The organism is Mucilaginibacter sp., assembly GCF_036383575.1.
GTDB lineage: Bacteria > Bacteroidota > Bacteroidia > Sphingobacteriales > Sphingobacteriaceae > Mucilaginibacter.
Genome location: NZ_DASVOB010000065.1, coordinates 1 through 8,083, shown reverse-complemented (window position 1 = coordinate 8,083; position 8,083 = coordinate 1). Strand labels below are relative to the sequence as shown.

Annotated in this window: 5 protein-coding genes; 2 read left to right on the top strand and 3 right to left on the bottom strand. The window is 44.0% G+C overall.

The features are described 5' to 3' along the window. The coding region (locus VF500_RS02270) for a bifunctional YncE family protein/alkaline phosphatase family protein (protein WP_330858122.1) at window positions 1-2,403 on the top strand (2,403 nt) is incomplete at its 5' end. Window positions 2,404-2,705: 302 nt separating this feature from the next. Then, a complete protein-coding gene (locus tag VF500_RS02265; RefSeq protein WP_330858121.1) occupies window positions 2,706-3,824 on the top strand; it encodes a deoxyribonuclease II family protein in 1,119 nt (372 codons plus the stop codon). 97 nt (window positions 3,825-3,921) lie between these two features. Here the strand turns inward: VF500_RS02265 and VF500_RS02260 are convergent, their stop codons facing one another. The 3 genes from VF500_RS02260 to VF500_RS02250 all read right to left on the bottom strand — a co-directional run. Continuing rightward, complete coding sequence (locus tag VF500_RS02260; RefSeq protein ID WP_330858120.1) at window positions 3,922-4,356, bottom strand: MarR family transcriptional regulator; 435 nt, start codon at window positions 4,354-4,356, stop codon at window positions 3,922-3,924. Between the two features lie 32 nt (window positions 4,357-4,388). Then, entirely contained in the window at window positions 4,389-7,658 is a 3,270-nt protein-coding gene (locus tag VF500_RS02255) for an efflux RND transporter permease subunit (RefSeq protein ID WP_330858119.1), read from the bottom strand. A gap of 2 nt (window positions 7,659-7,660) precedes the next feature. Then, window positions 7,661-8,083 (bottom strand): efflux RND transporter permease subunit (locus VF500_RS02250; protein WP_330858118.1); only part of this gene is annotated, 423 nt, incomplete at its 5' end.

Below are 8,083 nucleotides of genomic sequence, written 5' to 3'. Positions count from 1 at the left end.
ACCACCCGCTGGACTTACAAACAAGATGCGCGCTATCGTGGACTTACAAGCACTTATTCAGGCTTAAAAGTTGCAAATATTGCCGGTCAAACTCAAATATACTGGAGTGCCGCCGCAGGTAAAGGCAAAGATTCAAAATCGTATGTTTTCCAGGCTATATGGAAAGATGGCAATATCAGCATACAAAACACTTTCAGTTTTAAAGCTGAAGGCGAATCGCCGCTGGCCTTGCCTAACGATTTGGCTATCAATAAAGAAAATGGCATAAATTACCTGTATGTGGTTTTAAACGGGAATAATCAGCTGGTAAAGATCAATTTAGCAGATAATAAAACCGTTTGGACAAGATCAACCGGAGTTGCTCCTTATGGTATTACCATAGCAAAGAATAAAATATTTTTAACCAACTGGGCCGGGCCGCAAGCTATTGATACATTGAAGCGTGAAACGGCAGGCGTACCTTATGGCAAGGCTTATATCGACCCCAAAACCGGTGCGACGGCGCAAGGCACAGTAATGGTTATGGATTTGGCTAAGGGTGATGTGATCAAAGAAATTACTGTTGGCCTGCACCCTAATGCCATTATCAATAGTGCCGATGAAAATTTTGTTTATGTGGCCAATGGTAACAGCGACATGGTATCGGTTATTTCAACAAGTTCGCTGCAAAATATAGCTGCAATTGACGTTAAATTAAACCCGGGCAAAAAAAGTTATATAGGTGATACGCCAAATGCTTTAGCTATAAATGCTGATGGCTCAATATTATATGTTGCAAACGGTTTAGATAACGCTGTGGCTATAGTAAAACTGGGCAGTAAAACATCACTTAAAGGAACCGGCAGTGATGAATTAAAAGGCTTTATCCCAACAGAAGCATATCCCGGCGGTTTGGCTGTTGATGGCAATAATTTATTTGTAACCAACCTGGAAGGCGAAGGCTCAAGGATAGGTACTGATGAAATAGGCAAAGGCAATTTAAAAGGTGATTTGCCATCCGGAGCTGATGTTACTGCTTACAACTCGCACCATTTAAAGGCTACAGTATCGATGATAGCCATTCCTGGCGATGCTTTACTAAAACAATATACTCAAAAGGTTCAAAATCTGAACCTGAGTTTCCGTCAGCAAATAGCGCAGTTATTGCCCCGTAAAAATATTGCACCCAAACCAATCCCCGAACGTATTGGTGAGCCATCTGTTTTTAACCACGTACTTTATATCATCAAAGAAAATCGTACCTACGATCAGGTTTTAGGCGATATGCCGGAAGGCGACGGCAATAAATCGCTTTGTATTTATGGCGATAGTGTTACTCCCAATCAGCATGATTTAGCACGCAATTTTTTACTGCTTGATAATTATTATGTTTCCGGCAAATGCTCGGCCGAAGGGCACCAGTGGACTGATGCCGCCATGGTTACCGATTATGTTGAAAAAAGTGTACGCTCGTGGTTTAGAAGCTATCCTCATGTGCAGGAAGATGCACTGGTTTACGATGGTAACGGTTTTATCTGGAATAATGCCGCCGATCATGGCAAAACGGTTAGAATTTATGGGGAAGCCTGTGCCGTGCATTTTGATGATAAGCTGAGCTGGAGCGATATTTATAACAACTATACAGCAGGTAAGCCTTTTGCATTTAAAAACACCAGCACCATTTCGCGGGTGAGACCGATGCTGTCGCAGAATTTCCCGGGATCCGACGAACACAAGATCAATGAACAGTTAAGGGCTTCTGCCTTTATTAAAGAACTGCATGAATATGAGCAAAAGCCCGGCGACCAGCTGCCGCAATTGATGATCATGGCCCTATCTGCCGATCATACAGTAGGCACCAGGCCCGGCTTCCCAACGCCTGATGCTATGGTAGCAGATAATGACCTGGCACTTGGCCGTATTGTTGAAGCCGTGTCAAAAAGCCGTTTCTGGAAAAACACGGTAATATTTGTCACCGAAGATGATTCACAGGCAGGGTGGGACCACGTATCAGCCTACCGTACTACAGGGTTTGTGATCAGTCCTTACAGCAGGTTGCAACATAAAGTAAGTAAAAATTATAACCAAACCTGTATCGTGCGTTCTATTGAGCAAATACTGGGCTTACCACCAATGAATATCATTGATGCAACTGCGTTGCCCATGTTTGATTGCTTTACCAGCAAGCCATCCCCATATACTTATACCAGTTTAAAAAACAGGGTGCCACTCAATAAAATCAGCCAGCCTTTTTCTTCGCTTAAAGGCCCTGCTTTGCATTTCGCACAGCTGTCATCAAGGCCTGAATATGATCACATTGACGGGGGAAATGACGATGTGATGAACAGGATCTTATGGTTTGCTGCTAAAGGCAAAAAAGCTTACCCGGCTAAGCTGGCAGGAAAAGATGAAGATGACGACTAATTAATAATCTCAATAACTTACAATACTTGTCATGTAATACTGGCTGCGTAACATCGCCTTATGTTACGTGATAAGTAGTTTGTATGCATTTTGGAAGGTGTATGGGGTGTTTTGTTTGATTATCAGAGTTTTAAAGAGCTGAAATCTTGAGGTTACATACGTAAAAATACGTTAAAAACACCTCGAAAATACCGTGAAAATACGGGTGCCCACGTTCACAATATTGCCTTATCTTTATTGTAAACCTCATCAACGCCTGCAAGCGATTAGTCAATCAATTTCACAACCTAACCAAAAAAATTATGAAAATTTCAGCGCTTGATGAAAGTGGCGAACCAGTTGACTGGTGGTTTATTTACAAAGTTCCACAGCTTGACGGAGGTGTGGGTAACGACAAAGCTACGGGGTATGAATATGTTTATTACGATTCCAAAATCGATGCAAATTCTGATGCCCGGCAAAGAGTAATTGAAAAATCTCCTAATGTTCTGAACAGCGACAAAGGTGCGCTCAACCTCACAATGGAATCGGTGTTCAAAAATTTCAAGACACCAGCTCCAACCACTGGCTGGATCCTTTACAACGATGAGATGCCCGAAAGCTTTAGCCTTAATAAGCATGACGATGGCACCAGGGGGCATACCAAAGGGGTATTGGCATTTGACACCGAATCTGAAACAGCATTTTGGTTGCTGCACTCATGGCCAAAATTTATGGAGCCGGGTGCAGAGAAAGATCCAACTCCCAAATATGGGCAAACATACCTGTGTATCTCATTAGATCTGAAAACTGCAAATGAAATTGCCGCACAAATGGTTAATCACCAGGAGCCGCAGATATATGATCATAATACTGCCAACTTGCCCGAAACAGATGATCTTTTTAAATTAACACAACCATTAGCAAACCATCCTGTTGCCCTGGGGGATTCGATTGATTTAACCTCGATTGGTGGTATGCCTTTCAAAGTTATAGCTAAGAACAGGGAGTGGAATAAAGATTTTTGGAATGAATTAGTGGGTATCGTTTTAGAAGATGATCTGGACGTTGAAACCTGGATCCGTGGCCCTATTCCACCTATTGCAGATAGCGCTGGTATTCATAAAACTTTTGATATTAAATATATCAACTTAGGCTTCATGGGCGCACATTGGGCCTGGCCCGAAACAAATGATCACGCCAAATGGGGAGTTACCTTACATGACCCATGGATTTGTGTTGGTGATATTAACCGCATGATCTCGCAACGAAAACGCGGAGGGGGGACTATCGCGTTTAAGAATCAAACTTTGTGGTCGGGGCTTTCTAAAACAAGTTTGCTTTTGGCGCCCCCGGGACATAACAGGACTGAAGCTCATGTCCTGATCCAAAAAACACATCACCTTCACGCGGAAGCCCCTCCAAGAACACCGCCGGTATAAAAAATCACAAACTATTCTTTTCGATACAGGTACTGTTTTTACAAGGCCTGTATCGAAAGAATAGAACAATAAGCTACCCATGACATCATTTAAACACTCAGCAGGACAACTTCTTCACTAAATTATGCTGGATCATTTCTGAAACCTCGAAAAAGGTCAACAGCTTTTGCTGCTCGATACCTGCCTCAGCCAGCTCATTTATTTTTTCAATGCTCAGCTCAATATGCGGTATGGAGCTGAGGGCCAGGGCCGAAAGTGATAAATAATGCTGGCGCCTGTCGTTCGGATTGATGCTTATTTGTATCAGCTCGCGTTTTTCCAACTCAAAAACAATCACTGCGGTGCGTGATTTATCGATCTGAAGAAGCTCTGAAAGCCTGTTTTGTGTAATCTGCTTCTCTTCAACAGCAAGCGTTAATAATGCTTCAAAATGATGATCGAGCTCAAAAGGAGAAAGCTCATTCAAGATCATTTTTGTGTATAGGTAGTTGATCTTTTTCAGTCGTTTTGATATCAATTGTACATTTTTCATATGCTTTTATGATAATAAGTCAATTCCCTTAATTAATTCGTTTCGCGCGATGATTCGTGTTCGGCACGTGCTTCCGCGATATCATACTCCAGTTCCGGATCGATATTCTGTGCCTCAACTTTCTTTGCTTTTTCCATCAGCTCTTCATAGTGTGCCTGCAAATAGGCCAGTTGTTTTTTTCCGTAGGAGAACCGGGTAAGCAGTACAAAGAGTACAGGCACAACAAAAATGGATATGGTTGATGACGCGATCATGCCCCCCAGCACCGTAACCCCAATGGTATTCCTGGATTCGGCACCTGCACCCGTAGCCAATACCAGTGGTAATACTCCTAAAATAAATGCTAAAGATGTCATGATGATAGGCCGTAAACGCAGGCGTACAGCCTCCAGTGTTGATTTGATCAGTTCTTCACCCCGGTCAACCCTTAGTTTGGCAAACTCTACAATAAGAATGGCGTTTTTTGCCGATAAGCCTATCAGTGTTATTAAACCAATTTGCGCATAAACATTATTGGTTATGGTGGGTGTGACAGATAGTGCAACTATAGCCCCAAACGCGCTGATTGGAACGGCAAGCATCACCGAAAAAGGTACCGACCAACTTTCATACAAGGCGGCGAGGAACAGGAATACAAAAATGATAGAGAACAGGAAGATATAAACCGTAATGGAGCCCGCTTTTATCTCCTCATAGCTTAAGCCCGAAAATTCATACGTGTAGCCGCGCGGTAAAGTCTTGGCGGCCAGTTGCTTTAATGCCTCGATAGTTTGGCCGCTGCTGTACCCCGGCGGAATAGCACCGTCAACCTCTGCCGAACGGAAAATGTTAAAGTGGGTGATCAGCGGTGCAGCAACAATTGGCTTGTAGCTGATAACCGTACTTAGTGGCAACATCTGTCCCGCTGAATTACGTACGTAATATTTGTTGATATCAGATACAAGCGCCCGATAGGAAGTATCCGCCTGAACCACTACGTGATATGTGCGGTTATACAGCGTGAAATTGTTTACAAACAAACTCCCCATATAAGCCTGCATTGTCGAAAATACATCCGAAATATTGATGCCCAGTTTTTCACATTTTTCCCTGTCAACATTCAATTCATAGCTTGGCGTATGCGCCGAAAAATAGCTGTACGCGCCTGCTGTTGCGGGGACTTTTTTGGCAGCCGCTACAAATTTTTTCACTGTTTTTTCAAAGGCATAAATATCGTCGGTAGTATTTCCCTGCTCTATCTGCATGCTAAAGCCAGCGGCCTGGCCTATGCCGCGGATGGGTGGAGGCTGGGCAACAACTACGTTGGCATTCTTGATCCCGGCTTTGGCAATTTTCTGTTTAATTACATTCATTAAACCCGGCACCCTGGTATCGGGAGTGGTGCGATCGTCCCAGGGGGTAAGCATGCAAAACATGGAGCCGTTGTTTGAGTTGGCCCCTCCATTAAGGATATTAAACCCGGAAATAGCCGTGTAGTGCAGTATGCCCGGGGTTGATGCCACAATTTTCATCAATTTGGTCATCACGTTAACAGACTGAATGGTTGACGATGCTTCCGGTAACTGATAAGTGATGTACAACCTGCCACCATCTTCGGAGGGTACAAAGCCCGAGGGTTTTATCTTAAACAAGATGTATGTGCCCGCACAAATACATGCCAGCACGATTATAACATAGCGGGCCCCTTTTATGCAGCGTTTTACGCTATCGGCGTAGCTGAATGACATTTTTTCAAACATCCTGTTAAAAGCATCAAAAAATCGGTCCAGCCAGTTTTGCTTTTGACCATTTACTTTGCTGGGCCGCAGTAGCAGTGTACACAATGCCGGGGTTAAGGAAAGCGCAACAAAGGCAGACAGCATAACTGATATAGCGATAGTAATAGCAAATTGCTGATATAAACGCCCGACTATTCCGGGTATAAAGCCAACCGGCACAAATACCGAGGCAAGGATAAGCGCGATGGCAATTACCGGGGCCGAGATCTCTTTCATGGCATGATAAGTTGCCTCCTTGGGCGACATCCCTTTTTCATCAATATAATGCTGCACTGCCTCTACCACTATAATGGCATCATCAACCACAATCCCAATAGCCAGCACAAAGCCAAACATGGTAAGGGTATTTATGGTAAACCCCAATGGTATAAAAAAGCAAAATGTAGCCAATATAGATACCGGAATAGCCATGATGGGGATCAGCGTTGACCGCCAGTTTTGCAGGAACAGGAATACCACTATAGCTACCAGGCCCAGTGCTTTAAGCAATGTGCCCACTACTTCCTGCATTGAAACCTTGATAATGGTTATGGATTCAAATGGTACTACATAATCCACATCGCTCGGAAATGATTTTTTGAGTTTTGCCAATGCTGCGTATACATTTTCGGCTGTTTGCAAGGCGTTGCTTCCGGGCGACTGATATACCTGGATGGTCGAAGCGCGGTTGCCATCGATAAACGCATTGCTTGAAAAAGTAAATTTACCCAGCTCAACCCTGGCAACATCTTTCAGCCGCACAAGCTGGCCTGTACCGGGAATAGTTTTGATAATGATGTTTTCGTATTCTGTAGCTTTATTCAGCATACCATTAACCAATATCCCGGTTTCATAAACCTGCGACGATGATTGCGGGGGCGCTCCAACAGCACCTGCCGCAACATACATGTTTTGTGATGACAGTGAGCTGGTAACATCGGCAGGGGTAAGGTTATAGGAAGCCATTTTATTAGGATTAAGCCATATGCGCATACTGAAGTTATCGGTACGCGCAGTTACATCACCCACACCCGGTACACGTAATATGGCATCCTGAATAAATGTGTTAGTATAGTTATCTAAAAAGGTAATGTTATGGGTATGCTTTGGCGAATAAATGCCTATCATCATTAACTGATCGGGGTTACTGGCGCGCACGGTTAAGCCCAGCTTGCTCACAACAGAGGGCAATAACGGCGAGGCGATCCCCACGCGGTTTTGTACGTTAAGTGCCGCGATATGTACATTGGTGCCAATTTTAAAAGTAACCCTGATGCTCATGCCGCCACTGTTGGTGTTGGTACTGGTCATGTATTCCATGCCGGGCGTTCCGTTTACCTGTTCCTCAATAGGGGTAGCAACGGTTTGCTCAACGGTTTGTGCATCAGCACCGGTATATGATCCGTTAACCGAAACACTTGGCGGTGAAATATTCGGGTATTGGTCGACAGCGAGGTTAAACAGGCATATCAGCCCTGAAATCATCAATACTATGGATATAACGATTGCAGTGACCGGCCTTTTTATAAATGTATTTGCGATCATCGTTATTCAGTTTTATGTAACTCACGGGATTTTTCAATCTCGTATTCCAGTTCGGGATCGATATTCTGGGCTTCAACTTTCCTGGCTTTTTCCTTCAGGCTTTCACTGTGGGCCTGAAGGTACTCCAGCTTCTCTTTACCATATGAAAAGCGGGTTATCACCACAAACAGCACCGGTACAATAAATATGGCTATGGTTGATGCAGTAAGCATACCGCCAAGCACAGTATAGCCAATAGTTTGCCGGGCTACCGCTCCGGCCCCTGTAGCCAGCACCAATGGCAGTACACCTAATATAAATGCCAGTGAGGTCATTACGATAGGCCTTAAACGGAGGCTCACTGCCTCAAGCGTAGATTTGATGAGTTCCTCTCCCAGGTCAACCCGAACTTTGGCAAACTCTACAATCAGGATGGCATTTTTTGC

Excerpts from the sequence above, each read along its gene's own strand:
- VF500_RS02265 (WP_330858121.1), top strand. The coding sequence starts at position 2,706 with ATGAAAATTTCAGCGCTTGATGAAAGTGGCGAACCAGTTGACTGGTGG.
- VF500_RS02260 (WP_330858120.1), bottom strand. The coding sequence starts at position 4,356 with ATGAAAAATGTACAATTGATATCAAAACGACTGAAAAAGATCAACTAC.
- VF500_RS02255 (WP_330858119.1), bottom strand. The coding sequence starts at position 7,658 with ATGATCGCAAATACATTTATAAAAAGGCCGGTCACTGCAATCGTTATA.